Here is a 14,623-nt window from a genome sequence, read left to right on the forward strand (position 1 = left end):
GGAGCCATTCTCTTTCCGTTTCCGCGGCATGAGTTGTTCCGGAGAGGTATCGATTAAGGAGAAAGGTTTTATATATTCATGTTCTGATTTGCATGACGAACATCATCAGCGCCCGCTAACCCAGCATGATCCGCCCGTGAAATTCACCAAGTCAATCAAACTTCTGACTCTGTTGCTCCTCGTCCAGTCTTTCGAGGGGATTTTGCCGCTGCGTGCGGGTGAAAGTGCATCGAAACCGCAAAAAGCAAAAGATGGCGCGTTGCCCGACAGCTTGTTGGAAAAGCGTGAGGATCTTGACTCGACTGTTGTGTACACGGCACGGGATTCGCTGATCTACAACGTCAGCAAGCGTACTGCCGACCTGTTCGGCAAGGCGAAAGTCAATTACAAGGACAGCCGCATCGAAGGCCCCAGAATCACCATTGAACAGGCGACCTCTACGGCGCGCGCCACGGCTTCACGCGACTCTCTTGGCCGTCCAGCCGAGCTTCCCGTCTATACCGGCAAGGACGGATCGTTCAGCGCCGAAACGATAGCCTACAACTACAAAACCAGAATCGGCACGGCGTCGGATATGTCGTCGAAGAGCGATCGGGATATCTATTCCGGAGGGAGCGATCAGGCTATCTATTCAGGCAAGGAGGTCAAGCGTATGCCCTCCGGAGAACTTTATATCGAGGATGGTGTCTATACGACCTGCGACCTCGAAGAGCCGCACTACTGGTTCGCGGGCAAGCACATGAAAATCATTCCGGGAGAACGCCTCATTTCCCGGCCGTTCGTGATGTACATTCATCCGGAAATCTTCCACATGCGCCTGCCGGTGTTGCCGGTCATGTATTTGCCCTACATGTCGGCCCCGATCTCCAACAAGCGCGCCTCTGGCTTTCTGTTTCCGAGGTTCGGCAACAGTGGCGACATGGGCAGTTACTTTTCGAATCTTGGCTACTTCTGGGCGATTAACGATTATGCAGACCTGCGGCTTGACGGCGATATTGCGTTCAAGGGAGGCTGGCGGCTTGGTGAGCGGTTCCGTTACAAAAACGGTGATCGCTACAGCGGTTCGATTTCAGGAGAGTATGCCAGGATTATTCTGAACAGCCCCGGCGATTCCAATTATGCCCGATACATCAACCGGGATTTACGGATCGAGCATCACCAGCAGTTCGACCCTACCGCCGTGCTCGATGTCAATCTTCAGTTTCTGGGCGGCGATCGCTACTATTACGGCTACACCTCGGTCGATCCTGAAAACCTCGTGACCGATCAGGCGACTTCGTATGCATCGTTCACAAAATCTTGGGACGAGAACAACCGGGTGCTGCTTGGCGGCTACCAGCGGGTGGACAATCTCTCCACCGACGAGCTGACCCAGAGGGTGACCCTGTCGCTCTACCAGAACCGCATCTACCCGTTCCGCCCGAGGCTCTCTTCATCGTCATCGGAATCACCTGGCTGGAGTTCGCGCCTATTTGTGCAGCCGACCCTGTCAGGCAGCGGTCAGTTCGATGCTGCTGGCGGAGTCAATACCGATTTTTACACGGGCAATGCCGGGCTGGAGCTGGGCTATCTGCAAGATTTTTCGCCAGGTAACCGGGCGCTGTTTACACAGGGGCTCAACATGCAGGCTCTTCGTAAAACAATAACCGGCGAGGATGACCTGAACGCCACCAGCGTGCAGCTTCCTTTCAAGATCCAGTCCACGCTGTTCAAGTACCTGCACCTGACTCCGGCACTGACCTTTACCCAGTACCGCGTCAACAGCACGGTCAACAAGTATTACGACCACATCGCTGGCAAAGTGGTGACGCAAACCATCAACGATTCCGACAGTTACGCCACGACGGTCTTTTCGCTCGACGCGCAGACGCGCCTTTACGGGGTGATGAACACCGGTTTTCTCGACAAGCTTGTCGGCCTTACCGCCATCCGTCACGTTTTCATTCCGACCGTTTCGTTCATTTACAATCCCGATTATACGGGGAGCGGTTACGGTATTTACGGCTCCTATTACGATCCGGTGCAGATGAAAAATGTGCAGTACAACCGGTTCGGGGAGTCGCTTTACGCTGATGTGCCTGAAAAGCGGACCTTTGTCGGCCTGAGTCTCCAGAACATTTTTCAGGGCAAGTTCCGGAGCAAAAAGGTGTCGAACGAAGATGGCAGTAACGCCGGAGCCGGATATAAAACGGTGCAACTGCTCTCCCTGACGGCCTCGTCCGGGTACAATTTTGCCGCCGACTCGTTTCCCATCGCGCCGCTGGTGCTGACGGCGTCGAGCAATGCCTTTGCCCCCGCGCTGATGTTCAGCGCCGGTGCGACCTACGACTTCTATACCTACGATCCAGCAACCGGCGATCGGGTGAATAAGCTCGCCATGGACGACGGCAAGGGCCTGCTCCGCTTTGTCAACGGGTTCCTCAACATGAGCGTGAGCGTGAGCGGCAGCCTGCACACCTCGTATGCCTCCCATGATGAAAGGGATGGCGAGATGTCACTTGTCCGGGAGAAGGCTTTGCCGGTCGAGCAGGCGATCTACAAGGAGCGGTTCAATAGCGATGAACGGACCAAATTCAGTGCATCGTTACCCTGGTCGCTACGCATGTCGCTTTATTTGATCAGCGACAAGAGTAATCCGCTTGATCCTTCCTCTGCTGCGCTGCTTAACACCGCGGCCCGGCTCTCTCTTTCGAGAAACTGGCAGGTTGGCCTTAATACCGGCTACGATCTCAGAAACAGCGAATTCGTCTATCCCGCGCTTATGCTCGACAGGGATTTGCACGATTTCTGGTTCAGCGCCCAGTGGGTACCATCGGGCGAGCACAAGGGCTATCTGTTCCAGATCGCCATGAAACCGGCCAACCTCAAGTACCTGAAGCTGAAGGCGGGAAGCGGCCATATTGTTCAGTCTCCGGAGTAGGCTGGGGCAGTATCAGCTACAGAACTCTGTTGTTACTCCAGCCGCTGGAGAAGCTGCGCGAGGCGGTTGTTGAAGGTCTCGTGCGCATCGTGATGGATGCAGTGGCCGGCTTTCGGGATGATGTATGCACCAGCCTGGGGGAGCAGCTCCTGAAACTCCGGAATGATCTTGTGCGGCGGCAGGGCGGTGTCCTCCGCGCCCCAGAGCAGCCACGCGTCGCCCTTGTAGTTGCAGGGCTTGAGGCCGTCGAGCATGAAGTCGTGCGGGCGTTTGGAGGGAGAGAGGTAGGAGAAGATCGCCCCGCGATCCTGCAACGGGCGTGAGAACTGGTTGATCAGGTTCAGATCAACCTTTTTCTGGTTGTAGTAGGTGGGGGTAAGGCTCTGGCTGACGCCGACGGGATTGGCGAAAGCTGCGAAGAGCATTTCGCCGATCAGGGGCGAACCGACCAGACCGAAAAAGATCTTGGCGACGCCGTCCATGCTGTCGCCGTACAGGCCGGAGGGATTGGCCAGCACGAGCGCCCGGACGCTGTCCGGATTGTGATGCGCGTAGATGATGCTGCTGGCCGCGCCCATCGAGTGACCTACCAGCGTGACCTTTTCAAGCTTTTTCAGATGCATGAACGCCTTGATTTGCGCCGCGAAGAGCGCCAGGCTGTAGCGCACGTTTGGCTTGCCGGACTGGCCGAAGCCGATCAGGTCCATGGCGTAGATTCTGTACCGGTCGTCGAAAGAGGGGATGTTGTCGTTCCAGTGCTCGATCATGCCGCCGTAGCCATGGATGAAAAGCAGTGGTGTAAAGGGGGAATCAGGCGGGCCGTACTCCCGATAGCGGATTTTCGCTTCAAGCTCTTCGGAGAGCTGCCAGATAAACCAGCGATCTTGCGATTGAGTTTTCATGCGTCGTATCAGGACATGGCCGGACAATGGCTGTTGGTGGATATTATTTCATAAAATATATCGGCAGCCCGAAAGAATAAAGGTAGATCGGGAATTTCCTGAAACAGGTGCGGGTTTATCCTGTTTTGCCATCACTCTTTTTTTTGTTTATGCTTCAGGTATCCAGAAAGTTTGAATACGGCCTGCACGCCGTCACCTATCTCGCCATGAAAGGCCCGGAGCAGGTTGTGACGGTCAAGGAGCTGGCCGCTGAAATCGGCTTTTCCCAGGTTTTTCTTGCCAAGGCGATGCAGAGCCTGAACAAGGCGGGCATCACCAGGTCGGTGCAGGGGGTCAAGGGCGGTTACACACTTGCCAGACCTGCCGAGCAGATTACCGTGGCAGACATCGGCGTGGCCATCGAAGGCGAGCCACACCTCATGCGCTGCTCTCAGGAGAATTGCCAGTGCGAGATCGAATCGAACTGCACGCACAAAGGTTACATGCTCAATCTCCAGAAAAGAATCTATGACCTTCTGGCCGAAACGACCGTGGCTGTGTTGCTTGAGAGGTACCTTTGAAAATTCAGTAATCGCGCAATTTTTCAGCTTTCTGTTCCGCCAAACCGGGATTGTTTTGTTTATTGCTTGACAGCCGCGAGTATTGCCGGTGTTCGGTCATGTTTCTGATTCCCGGTTATTCGTTTACAGCAAGTTATCAACGCTTTTCATGTTATCCACCGAGCGCCCCAACGCACAACCACCGGAAACAAATATAATATCCAGTCCGGATGACGGACATGAAACCCGCCTGCCGGACATCGTGCTTGGCGGCGTTTCGACACACAACCTCAAGCATGTCACCGTTCGCATTCCCCGCAACCGGTTCGTGGTTCTGACCGGCCTGAGCGGTTCCGGCAAGTCGAGCCTTGCCTTTGACACGCTTTACGCCGAGGGGCACCGGCGCTACGTCGAGTCGCTTTCGGCTTACGTTCGCCAGTTTCTCGAACGGATGCCCAAACCCGAGATTGAGACGGTCGAGGGGATCGCGCCTGCCATTGCCATCGAGCAGAAGGCGATTCCGAAAAATCCCCGCTCGACGGTTGGTACCGTTTCTGAAATTTACGACTACCTGCGGCTGCTCTATGCGCGTATCGGCAAGATCTATTCACGCGACACCGGCGAGCTGGTGCTCAAGCACACGCCCGAGGATGTGAGCTTGCAGGCGCGATTCTTCGACGAAGGCACGCGCTTCTACGTCGGCTATCCCTTTCCGAGCCACCATGATGAGCGTCATCACGACCGCACGGTGGCCGACGAGCTGAAGAATCTGCTCAAGAAAGGCTTTTTCCGCCTGCTGAAAGGGGAGAGTGTCATCGATATTTCCGACGACAAGGAGCGCGCCGGGGTGGAGATGATGAAGCGCGCCGAGCTGTCGGAGCTGCTGGTGCTGGTGGATCGCTTCGTCGCCAAAAAGGATGAGAAGGTTTACAGCCGCGTTGCCCAGGCTGCCGAAAGCTGCTTTGCCGAGTCGGGCGGTCAGGCGGTCATCCGCGTGGCGGGCGGCAAGGAGTTCCGCTTCAGCGACCGGCTGGAGCTGAACGGTGTTACCTATCAGGAGCCGTCGCCCCAGCTTTTCGCCTTCAACTCTCCCATCGGGGCCTGTACGTCCTGCCAGGGTTTCGGGCGCATCGCCGGGATCGACGAGGATGCGGTGGTGCCGGACAAGTCGCTCTCGTTGAAGGAGGGGGCGATTTCGTGCTGGAACTCTGAAAAGTATTCGTGGTACCGCAAGCAGTTGCTCAAGATCGCGCCGGAGGTGGGTATTCCGGTTGATGTGCCCTACGAAAAACTTGGCCGCGTACATCGCGAGATGCTCTGGAAGGGGATTCCCGAGCGGAGCTTCAAGGGTTTGTGGCCCTTTTTCGAAGAGATCGAAAAGGACGCGGGCTACAAAGTGCATTACCGGGTGTTCCTGAGTCGCTACCGGGGCTACGCCACCTGCCCGGAGTGCGAGGGGGCGCGGCTCAATCCCGACGCCTTGCAGGTGCGGGTTTCCGGCAAGAACATCGGCGAAGTCGTGCGCATGACCATCGCCGATGCGCAGACCTTTTTTGCCAGCCTCGACATTTCGCCTTTCGATCGCTCGGTGGCCGACTCGGTGCTGCGCGAGATCAACAAGCGGCTCGGCTACCTGATGGATGTCGGGCTTGACTACCTTACGCTCGACCGGCTGACGCACACCCTCTCCGGCGGCGAGTTTCAGCGCATCAACCTCTCGACCTCACTCGGCTCGCCGCTGGTGGGTGCGATCTACATTCTCGACGAGCCGAGCATCGGCTTGCACCAGAGTGACTCGGCGCGTCTCGTGGCGCTGCTCAAGCGGTTGCGAGACCTTGGCAACACGGTGGTGGTGGTCGAGCACGACCGCGAAATCATCGAGGCTGCCGACGAGGTGATCGACCTCGGCCCGCGCGCCGGGCGGCTCGGCGGCGAGGTAGTCTTCCACGGTCCGCCGTCAGCAATGGCCGGGGCGGAGGGGTCGCTGACCGCCGACTACCTCAGCGGCCGCAAGCAGATCGCCGTGCCTGCGGAGCGGCGCAAGCCGGACTTTTCGCGCTGCATCGAAATTATCGGAGCGATGCAGAACAACCTGCGCAACATCGACGTCAGGTTCCCGCTCGGCGTCATGACCTGCGTCACCGGTGTCAGCGGCTCCGGCAAATCGACACTCGTCAACGACATTCTCAAGCTCGGCATCATCCGTGCCAAGGAGGGATCGCGGGAGAAGGTGGGCACGCACCGGGCCATCAAGGGCGTCGAGTTCATTGAGAAGGTCGAGCATGTTGACCAGTCGCCCATCGGCAAATCGAGCCGCAGCAATCCGGCCACTTACCTCAAGATTTTCGACGATATTCGTCAGCTCTTTGCCTCGACCCGCGAGAGCAAGTCACGCGGCTGGAAGCCTGGCTACTTCTCGTTCAACATCCCCGGCGGGCGCTGCGAAACCTGTGCAGGCGAGGGGACGGTCAAGATCGAGATGCAGTTTCTGGCCGACATCGAGGCGGTCTGCGAGGAGTGTGAGGGCAAGCGCTACAAGGCTTCGACGCTTGAGGTGAAATACAACGGGCTCTCCATCTCCGAGGTGCTCGACCTGACCGTCGAGGAGGCGATCAGCTTTTTCGGGCAGGAGAAGTCGATCCAGAAAAAACTTCAGGTGTTGCAGGAGGTGGGGCTCGAATACATCCGCCTCGGCCAGTCATCGAGCACCCTTTCCGGCGGCGAGGCGCAGCGGCTCAAACTCGCCAGCTTCATCTCGCGCTCGGACGTGAGCAATACGCTTTTCATCTTCGATGAACCCACCACCGGCCTGCACTTCGACGACATCTCCAAGCTCGTGCGCTGCTTTGAGGAGCTGATGGCGCGCGGCAACACGCTGGTCATCATCGAGCACAACCCCGATATCATCAAGCAGGCCGACTGGATCATCGACCTCGGCCCCGGCGCAGGTGTGCGTGGCGGCGACATTGTTGCTGTGGGTACGCCGGAGGAGATTGTCGCTTGCGAAGCCTCGCTCACGGGGAGGCATTTGCGGGGGTATTTGTAGAAAGAAAAGGACTTCAGGGACGAAGAAACCGTTTTCACACTGTTGTCCTTCTCCTCAAATATTCATCTTCAGCGGATCATCATCTTCAGCGGATCATCTTCAAGCGCGCCGCCGTGGAGGCGGATGTGTGGGTAGTGTGATTCGGTGCGTTCCGTCCAGGCGCTGCCGCCCTCTTTGAGAATTGATTCGTTTTTTTCGACCGACACCCGGTTTGATGCGAGCGCTACGATTTCGGAAAGGATTTCATGGTTGACCCTGTCAGCCTCGGTCGCGACGTCATCCCTGATTTTCGAGGAGAGGCTTGCCAGTTTTTCCAGCGTAACCTTGCCAATAGCGCCGAGTGTTTCGGGATTTCTTTTGTTACGATCATCTGAAGTCATATCAAAGGCTCTGGTTTCAGGGTTTCGAGGTGTTTTCAGGATAAAAAAATATTTGCGCCCCGGAAAAATTTTTTTATAATTGTTCCTGTATTAGCACTCTCCCTTATTGAGTGCTAATAGCAGCTGAACCTCGCGTTCAGGCAGTTTCTGATGACAAAAGACGATCTATTAACCAAATCAAACGAGAAAGAAGACAATGAACTTGAAACCATTAGCTGATCGAGTTATTGTTAAGCCCGCTCCTGCCGAAGAGAAAACCAAGGGTGGGCTCTACATTCCCGATACCGGCAAAGAGAAGCCGATGTATGGTGAAGTCGTCGCCGTTGGTCCGGGCAAGGTTTCCGATGCTGGCCAGGTTGTTGCCATGCAGGTGAAAGCTGGCGACAAGGTCCTTTACGGCAAGTACTCAGGCACCGAAGTCCATGTCGAGGGCGAGGACTACCTGATCATGCGCGAGTCCGATATCTTCGCGATTCTTGGCTGACCAATTCACAAACAGTTTTTTTAAATCTTTAAGGAGGAACGCTTTACAATGACTGCTAAAGATATTCTCTTTGACGCCGAGGCGAGGACCAAACTCAAGGTTGGCGTCGATAAACTTGCCAATGCCGTAAAAGTGACCCTTGGCCCAGCCGGTCGTAACGTGCTTATCGATAAAAAATTCGGTGCTCCAACCTCCACCAAGGACGGCGTGACCGTTGCAAAAGAGATCGAACTTGTCGATCCGGTTGAGAACATGGGCGCCCAGATGGTTCGCGAAGTGGCTTCCAAAACCAGCGATGTCGCTGGCGACGGCACCACCACAGCCACCGTGCTCGCCCAGGCCATCTACCGCGAAGGTCTGAAGAACGTCACCGCCGGTGCTCGCCCGATCGACCTGAAGCGTGGCATCGACCGCGCCGTGAAAGAGGTCGTCGCCGAGCTGCGCAACATCAGCCGCTCTATCTCCGGCAAGAAAGAGATCGCCCAGGTTGGCACCATTTCGGCCAACAACGATCCGGAAATCGGTGAGCTGATCGCCGAGGCGATGGACAAGGTCGGCAAGGACGGCGTCATCACCGTCGAAGAGGCAAAGGGCATGGAGACCGAGCTGAAAGTTGTCGAGGGTATGCAATTCGACCGCGGCTACCTCTCTCCTTACTTCGTGACCAACTCGGAGACCATGGAAGCCGAGCTTGACGAGGCGCTCATCCTGATCCACGACAAGAAGATCAGCAACATGAAAGAGCTGCTTCCGATTCTCGAAAAAGCCGCACAGTCCGGTCGTCCGCTGCTCATCATTGCCGAGGACATCGAGGGTGAAGCGCTGGCCACCCTTGTGGTCAACAAGCTCCGTGGCACCCTGAAAGTCGCCGCCGTCAAGGCTCCTGGCTTCGGTGACCGCCGTAAGGCCATGCTCGAAGACATCGCCATCCTCACCGGTGGCACTGTTATCTCCGAAGAGAAGGGCTACAAACTCGAGAACGCTACCATGGCTTATCTTGGCCAGGCTGCCCGTATCACTATCGACAAGGACAATACCACCATCGTTGAAGGCAAAGGCAAGCAGGAAGAGATCAAGGCCCGTATCAACGAGATCAAAGGCCAGATCGAGAAATCGACCTCCGATTACGACACCGAGAAGCTCCAGGAACGCCTGGCCAAGCTCTCCGGCGGTGTTGCCGTGCTGAAAATCGGTGCATCGACCGAAGTCGAGATGAAAGAGAAAAAAGCTCGCGTTGAAGATGCTCTGCACGCAACCCGTGCAGCCGTTCAGGAAGGCATCGTGGTTGGCGGTGGCGTTGCGCTCATCCGCGCAGCCAAAGGTCTCGCCAAGGCTGTTGCCGACAACGAAGACCAGAAGACCGGTATCGAGATCATCCGCCGTGCGCTCGAAGAGCCGCTCCGCCAGATCGTTGCCAACACCGGCACGACCGATGGCGCCGTCGTTCTCGAGAAGGTGAAGAACGCTGAAGGCGATTACGGCTTCAATGCTCGCACCGAGCAGTACGAGAACCTCATCGAGGCTGGCGTTGTTGATCCGACCAAGGTGACCCGTAGCGCGCTCGAGAACGCCGCTTCGGTTGCCAGCATCCTGCTTACCACGGAAGCTGCAATCACCGATGTCAAGGAAGACAAGGCTGATATGCCTGCAATGCCTCCGGGTGGCATGGGTGGTGGCATGTACTGATCACCGATTGTTCATGACAACAAAAAAGGCCTGCGAAAGCGGGCCTTTTTTGTTGGGTGAATGGACTGGATTTTCATTTCTCCTCGTTTATCGCTGGTGACGTTCGATCAAGACTTCGTTTCCGTTTCGGGGTTCTGCGTGCCATGAGACTCAGTGAGTATCGCTTTGATAGTGGCGGTAAATTCGGCGAGCTTGAACGGTTTGCTGATGAAATACCTCTCGTGTTCAGTATCCTCCTCGTCAAACAAGTTTATTTCCTGTGGAAAGCCGGACATAAAAATGGTTTTCAGATGAGGGGATATGGCGCGAAGTTTCCTTGAAAGCTCTTTGCCGTTCATTTCTGGCATGACTACATCAGCCAGAAGCAGGTCAATTTTCTTTCCCGAATTTGCCACGATGTTGATCGCTTCGTTTGCCGAGGTTGTTGAAAGCACACGGTATCCCCTTTTTTCAAGAGCGGTTTTGACGATATAAAGGATCGCCTCATTATCATCGATTACCAGTATTGTCAGCTGATCACCATTACTGGTAGTATCTTTCCGCAGCCTCTTTCTGTCCGGCACGGTCGTTTCTTCAATCAAGGGCAGGTAAATCGTAAAGCGGCTTCCCTTGCCTGGAGTGCTTTCGCATTCGAGATAGCCGTTGTTCTGCGTGACGATACCATAAACGGTTGAAAGTCCCATGCCACTGCCATTTCCGACTTCTTTCGTGGTGAAAAAAGGTTCGAAGATGTGGGGAAGTACATTCTTGTCTATGCCACAGCCGTTGTCAATTACCGAAATCATGGCAAAATTGCCTGGAGTCTGGCAGGGATGGTTTGCATAGCAATCGGCGGGATACACTTTTATGCTTGAGGTTTCGATAATTACCGATCCCGTGCCATTGCTGGCTTCGCGCGCATTGGCGCACAGGCTTGTTAGCAACTGCTCGAACTGGGATGGGTCTATCAGAATTTTTGCTCCATGACTACCGGGGCGTAGCTCGAGGTGTATCTTTTCCCCGATCAGTTTTTGCAACATCGGCACTTCGTCCTGAAGGGCTGTGTCCAGTTCTAAAATTTTTGGCAGGATCGTTTGTTTTCGCGCAAAGGCAAGCAATTGCTGTATCAGTTGGGCTGCGCGCATGGTTGAGTCGCGGATGTTCAGCAGATTTTCGACATATGGGCTTTTGTCATTCAATTCCTCGATGACTATTTCAGTATGTCCTAAAATGGTCGAAAGCATATTGTTGATGTCGTGGGCAATGCCACCTGCGAGACGGCCGATCGAATCCATGTTCTGTGTATGCTGCATGGCTTTCATCGTCTTTTGTGCTGAATCTTCAGCATGCTTTCGGGCAATGATATCCCATGCCACTCCGCTCAACTCGTTGAGCAGCTGGATGTCATTCTGGTCATAGTTGGCGGGCTTATTGCCGACTTCGAGAATTGCCATCACCTTGCCGTTGCGGATGACCGGTACGATCAGCTCGCGTATGGCTTCCTTGTGCGATACTGATTTGCTGTTGCAGTGCCTCAGTGTTGCATGATCATTGTGGATTATTGCTCTCTTTTTCTGTAGGACGTCAGCTGGTGCTTTAAAGTTGATCACTATGGGATGTCTTGCATGGCCGCAGTTATCTTTTTTTGCGTTGCTCGAACAGGCGGATCTCATAATCGACTGATCATCCGAGATCAGATCGAAAAATCCGAGTGTGCTGCCAGTCAGCCGTTCAGCCTCATCAAGCGTATAGGTGAGTAAATCCTCGGTCGAAGCGTTGTCAGCCATTTCGAGAAGATGGTGCCTGAATTCGGTCAGCGCCGCGAAATTGTAGCGTTCGCTATTGTCCTGTATGATGGCCAGGATCAGCGTTTTGTTTTCCAGGGGGATTGTGCCGAAGTTCAGCTCAACAAAAGAGAGTGTTCCGTCGGCTTTCCGGTGCATCGAGAAAAATCGGTCCTCTTTTTCTTCCGACAGCTTTTTCAGCCAGGGGTGTTCATGTGCCCACGATGGTGCGTTAATCTCATCGATTTTCATCGAGCGGAGCTGGCTGACAGGCCATCCGTAAAATCTGGCTGCGGCCTGGTTGGCATCGACGATGCTGCCTGATTCAGCATCGATAAGCATCATTACAGCAGCATGGTTCTCAAAAATATTCTTGAAAAAATTATTGCCTTGGGGCGTGTCAACTGCGGGCATACCATCGGGTTGCGGTGATGGGGCCTGCTGTTCGTTTCTCTTATCAATACTGGGATCAGGCATGGCAAGGGATACTTTTTTGCAAAAAGGGGATTGATAACGCCGGATGCAAAACCATTTATGCTCCAATGATACCTATTTTTTTTGATAAATGTATAGCGCTATATCAATTATAACCTTTCACGGAGTTTCGTTCAGATCCCAATCTGCCTTTTTTATTTGTGTTATGGATTGATTACAATTAAAAACAAATTTTCGTTATTGACGAACCCTGAACCTATGAGAGCAGTACTACTGGTCAGCGGCGGGATGGATAGCCTGGTGGCTACCGCGCTGGCGCATCGTGAGGGACTCGAGCTGGCGGCCATGCATGTCAATTACGGGCAGCGGACGTGGCAGAAGGAGCTCGAGTGTTTCCGGCAGATTTGTGTCCATTACGGCATCGTTGACCGGCTCGAGGTCGATGCCATGTTCCTCAGCGCCATCGGCGGCTCGTCGCTGACCGACGCCACGATTCCCGTTGGTCCGGCTGACCTCGCGGGCACCGATATTCCAACCAGTTACGTGCCTTTCCGCAATGCCAACTTCCTCTCGATGGCCGTGAGCTGGTCGGAGGTGATCGGCGCGAACCGCATCTACATCGGCGCGGTCGAGGAGGATTCGTCGGGCTATCCCGATTGCCGCAAGGTGTTTTACGACGCTTTCAACCAGGTGATCGAACACGGTACGCGCCCTGAAACCCGCATTGAAATCGTGACGCCGCTTATCGCCATGAGCAAGGCGGAGATCGTCCGGCGCGGCATGGAACTCGATGCGCCGTTTCACTTTAGCTGGTCGTGCTACAAAAGCGAGGGCAAGGCGTGCGGCGTGTGCGACAGTTGCGCCCGGCGCTTGCGGGCTTTTGCTTCGGTTGGTATGGACGACCCTGTCGAGTACGAAGTCAGACCGAATTATCTGCAATAACTAAGAAGCCCTGATGTTCCATGGAAAAGGCATATTCGATTGATTCCGGTTCTGCTTCGCTGAACGAGCGTTTCAAACTCGCGTTCGGGCTGACGGCTCTCATCTGGATCACCGGCCTTGTCGGTCATTTCACCCCGCTGAAGGAGTGGCCCGCGCTAGTGCTCTACGTTGTCGGTGGCATGGGCGTTGTCGTCTGGCGCGGTGCGAGCAAAGGCGAGTGGGTCGAAATGTACCTCGCGGGCGGGGATCTGAAAAAATCCCTGAAGTGGGGTGGCATCGCTGGCGGCATCCTTTTCGTGCTCGACCTTGTCAACACGGTGATCTACTACTCGAAAGGCGCGCCGCCGATGGTTGACATGCTTGGCATTCTGGTCAACATGAATTTTCTTTTTCTTTTCCCGATTCTCGTGCTCGCCGAGGAGTTCCTGTGGCGTGGGCTTATGCTCTCATCGATGGTCGAGAAAGGATTCAATCCCCACCTGAGTGTTTTCGTGACTGCCCTGTGCTACGTCCTGAACCACTACGCTGTTGCGCCGGTCGGCATGTACGAGCGCGGGCTGATGGCGATGATGGCTTTTCCGATTGGCATTCTTGGCGGTTATATTGTGCTCAAATCGAAGAACGTCTGGGGAAGCGTACTGGTACACATGATTACCATGTTTTCGATGGTGCTCGATATTTTTGTCATCCCCAATGTGGTGCCTTCACTATTTCATCTATGAAAGAGAACCGAATTACCCGGCTGGTGAAGCAGGACAAGAAGCTGCTCATCGCCTATTATATGCCTGAATTTCCCGTGCCGGGCGCTACTTTGCCTGTGCTTGAAGCGTTGCAGGAGAGCGGGGTCGATCTCATCGAGCTCGGTATGCCCTACTCCGATCCCATTGGCGACGGGTCGGTGATCCAGGACGCGGCGCACAAGGCGATCAGCCATGGCGTGCATGTTGGCAGCATCTTCGAGCTGGTCAGAAGAGCGCGCAATGGCGAGGGGTGCAAGAAGATCACCACGCCGATTCTGCTTATGGGTTACTGCAATCCGCTCATCGCCTACGGCGGCGACTGTTTCATGGCCGATGCGGTGAAGGCGGGCGTGGATGGGTTGCTGATTCCCGACCTGCCGCCCGAGGAGTCGGAGGATTTCCTCGAACGCGCCAAACACTTCGGCCTGTCGGTGATCTACCTCATTTCGCCGGTGACGCCGCCTGACCGTATCGAGCTGATCGACAGCATGTCCACCGACTTTTCGTATTGCCTCGCGGTTAACGCCACCACCGGGACCGGCAAGCTCGACGTTGCAGGCATGGACGAGAAGATCGCCGAGTATCTAAAGCGCGTGCGGCAGCACACGAAAAAGAAGTTCGTCGTCGGCTTTGGCATCAAGGATCGCGAGCGTGTGCGCAAGATGTGGGAGCTGGCCGACGGCGCGGTGGTCGGCTCGGCGCTGCTGCAACACGTCGCCACAGCGAAAACCCCCGAAGAGACTGCGGAGCTGGCCGCCGGGTTCTGGAAATCGCTGCGGTGATCCA

11 protein-coding genes are annotated in these 14,623 nt (G+C 55.3%); 8 read left to right on the plus strand and 3 right to left on the minus strand.

Annotated elements, in window-relative coordinates; genetic code table 11:
- Positions 1 to 136: 136 nt before the first annotated feature.
- Complete coding sequence (locus AYT24_RS02465) at positions 137 to 2,920, plus strand: putative LPS assembly protein LptD (RefSeq protein ID WP_226986846.1); 2,784 nt, start codon at positions 137 to 139, stop codon at positions 2,918 to 2,920.
- 32 nt (positions 2,921 to 2,952) lie between these two features.
- On the opposite strand, the gene AYT24_RS02470 is transcribed toward AYT24_RS02465, so the two are convergent.
- Positions 2,953 to 3,822: an alpha/beta fold hydrolase gene (locus AYT24_RS02470; RefSeq protein ID WP_010932211.1), complete on the minus strand. Its 870-nt coding sequence runs from the start codon at positions 3,820 to 3,822 to the stop codon at positions 2,953 to 2,955.
- A gap of 149 nt (positions 3,823 to 3,971) precedes the next feature.
- Here AYT24_RS02470 and AYT24_RS02475 point away from each other — a divergent pair, with 149 nt between their 5' ends.
- The gene (locus AYT24_RS02475) at positions 3,972 to 4,382 is read left to right on the plus strand and encodes an Rrf2 family transcriptional regulator (RefSeq protein WP_010932212.1); all 411 of its coding nucleotides are present in this window, start codon (positions 3,972 to 3,974) and stop codon (positions 4,380 to 4,382) included.
- A gap of 148 nt (positions 4,383 to 4,530) precedes the next feature.
- Positions 4,531 to 7,407 carry an excinuclease ABC subunit UvrA gene (gene uvrA, locus AYT24_RS02480; RefSeq protein ID WP_226986847.1) on the plus strand — a complete coding sequence of 959 codons (2,877 nt, stop codon included), beginning with the start codon at positions 4,531 to 4,533 and terminating at the stop codon, positions 7,405 to 7,407.
- A 68-nt stretch (positions 7,408 to 7,475) separates the two neighbouring features.
- Here uvrA and AYT24_RS02485 read toward each other — a convergent pair whose 3' ends face one another.
- Positions 7,476 to 7,787, minus strand: a complete 312-nt coding sequence (locus AYT24_RS02485; protein WP_010932215.1) for a hypothetical protein — start codon at positions 7,785 to 7,787, stop codon at positions 7,476 to 7,478.
- A gap of 196 nt (positions 7,788 to 7,983) precedes the next feature.
- Here AYT24_RS02485 and groES point away from each other — a divergent pair, with 196 nt between their 5' ends.
- A complete protein-coding gene (groES, locus tag AYT24_RS02490) occupies positions 7,984 to 8,271 on the plus strand; it encodes a co-chaperone GroES (protein ID WP_010932216.1) in 288 nt (95 codons plus the stop codon).
- 48 nt (positions 8,272 to 8,319) lie between these two features.
- The gene (gene groL, locus AYT24_RS02495; protein WP_010932217.1) at positions 8,320 to 9,957 is read left to right on the plus strand and encodes a chaperonin GroEL; all 1,638 of its coding nucleotides are present in this window, start codon (positions 8,320 to 8,322) and stop codon (positions 9,955 to 9,957) included.
- A 107-nt stretch (positions 9,958 to 10,064) separates the two neighbouring features.
- Here groL and AYT24_RS02500 read toward each other — a convergent pair whose 3' ends face one another.
- Positions 10,065 to 12,197 (minus strand): GAF domain-containing protein, encoded by a 2,133-nt coding sequence (locus AYT24_RS02500; protein WP_010932218.1) that lies wholly within the window; start codon positions 12,195 to 12,197, stop codon positions 10,065 to 10,067.
- Positions 12,198 to 12,413: 216 nt separating this feature from the next.
- Between AYT24_RS02500 and queC the strand changes: the two genes are divergently transcribed.
- The 3 genes from queC to trpA are packed head-to-tail and all read left to right on the plus strand — an operon-like array spanning position 12,414 to position 14,619.
- Positions 12,414 to 13,097 (plus strand): 7-cyano-7-deazaguanine synthase QueC, encoded by a 684-nt coding sequence (queC, locus tag AYT24_RS02505; RefSeq protein ID WP_010932219.1) that lies wholly within the window; start codon positions 12,414 to 12,416, stop codon positions 13,095 to 13,097.
- A 20-nt stretch (positions 13,098 to 13,117) separates the two neighbouring features.
- Positions 13,118 to 13,819: a CPBP family intramembrane glutamic endopeptidase gene (locus AYT24_RS02510; protein WP_164926874.1), complete on the plus strand. Its 702-nt coding sequence runs from the start codon at positions 13,118 to 13,120 to the stop codon at positions 13,817 to 13,819.
- Entirely contained in the window at positions 13,816 to 14,619 is an 804-nt protein-coding gene (trpA, locus tag AYT24_RS02515; RefSeq protein WP_010932222.1) for a tryptophan synthase subunit alpha, read from the plus strand. Before AYT24_RS02510 ends, trpA begins: the two co-directional genes overlap by 4 nt.
- Positions 14,620 to 14,623: the final 4 nt, after the last annotated feature.

This window comes from Chlorobaculum tepidum TLS, assembly GCF_000006985.1.
In the GTDB taxonomy this organism is placed as follows: Bacteria; Bacteroidota; Chlorobiia; order Chlorobiales; family Chlorobiaceae; genus Chlorobaculum; species Chlorobaculum tepidum.

Bases quoted from the DNA above. Each gene is read 5' to 3' on its own strand.
- AYT24_RS02470 (WP_010932211.1), bottom strand. From the start codon at position 3,822: ATGAAAACTCAATCGCAAGATCGCTGGTTTATCTGGCAGCTCTCCGAA.
- AYT24_RS02475 (WP_010932212.1), top strand. From the start codon at position 3,972: ATGCTTCAGGTATCCAGAAAGTTTGAATACGGCCTGCACGCCGTCACC.
- uvrA (WP_226986847.1), top strand. From the start codon at position 4,531: ATGTTATCCACCGAGCGCCCCAACGCACAACCACCGGAAACAAATATA.
- AYT24_RS02485 (WP_010932215.1), bottom strand. From the start codon at position 7,787: ATGACTTCAGATGATCGTAACAAAAGAAATCCCGAAACACTCGGCGCT.
- groES (WP_010932216.1), top strand. From the start codon at position 7,984: ATGAACTTGAAACCATTAGCTGATCGAGTTATTGTTAAGCCCGCTCCT.
- groL (WP_010932217.1), top strand. From the start codon at position 8,320: ATGACTGCTAAAGATATTCTCTTTGACGCCGAGGCGAGGACCAAACTC.
- AYT24_RS02500 (WP_010932218.1), bottom strand. From the start codon at position 12,197: ATGCCTGATCCCAGTATTGATAAGAGAAACGAACAGCAGGCCCCATCA.
- queC (WP_010932219.1), top strand. From the start codon at position 12,414: ATGAGAGCAGTACTACTGGTCAGCGGCGGGATGGATAGCCTGGTGGCT.
- AYT24_RS02510 (WP_164926874.1), top strand. From the start codon at position 13,118: ATGGAAAAGGCATATTCGATTGATTCCGGTTCTGCTTCGCTGAACGAG.
- trpA (WP_010932222.1), top strand. From the start codon at position 13,816: ATGAAAGAGAACCGAATTACCCGGCTGGTGAAGCAGGACAAGAAGCTG.